Annotated in this window: 1 protein-coding gene; it reads right to left on the bottom strand. The window is 78.9% G+C overall.

Annotation, left to right across the window (positions count from 1 at the left end; translation table 11 throughout):
• Window positions 1-650: YcnI family copper-binding membrane protein (locus ABEB16_RS22720; RefSeq protein WP_345714401.1), on the bottom strand; the 650-nt coding region annotated here is incomplete at both ends.

The following is a 650-nucleotide window of genomic DNA, read 5'->3' as shown; positions in this document are numbered from 1 at the left end:
CCAGCCACCACGCCCCGGCGTCGGAGCCGCCGGCCACCGCCGCGGCACCCGCCGCACCGGCGGCCGGGGTGCTCCCGTCGCCGGTGCTCCCGTCGCCGCTGCCGGCGGCCGGGGTCGCGCCGGCGTGGTGGTCGTCCTCCGCGGCGGTGGTGGTGAACTCCGGAGCGGGCAGCTCGGGCTCCTCCCCACCGGTGGCCGACTGCTCCCACGCCACCACGCTGCCGTCGGAGTACGTCTGGACGGCCGGCAGCAGCACCTCGGTGCCGGCGGCGGGCAGCGGACCGGCCGAGATGGCGAACTCCTGGTACTCCCCCGGCCCGACCTCCGCGCCCGGCTCGGCGGTCCAGACCACCGCGACGGGGGCCTCGGTGACGGTGGCGCCGGAGATCTCCACCGGCTCGGGCAGGGTGCCCCGCTCGACGGTGGCGCTCCAGCCGGGCAGCGGCCTGACCGCGACGTACGTGAAGGGCGTGTCCGCGGGCAGCTGCACGCGCAGCGCCGTCGTCGAGGCGGTGTCGGACTCGGTGGGCACCCGGAAGGTGAGCTGCGCGTAGCCGCCGGCGGCGGTGCTGTCCGGGTGCACGTGCACGTGCGCGGCGGCGCCGGCGGCGGGGACGAGCACGAGGGCGGCCGCGAGGACCGCGACGGCA

This window comes from Kineococcus glutinatus (genome assembly GCF_039542765.1).
Lineage (GTDB): Bacteria > Actinomycetota > Actinomycetes > Actinomycetales > Kineococcaceae > Kineococcus_A > Kineococcus_A glutinatus.
Note: the sequence above shows the minus strand (reverse complement) of the source record. Positions and strands in the feature narration are given on the sequence as shown.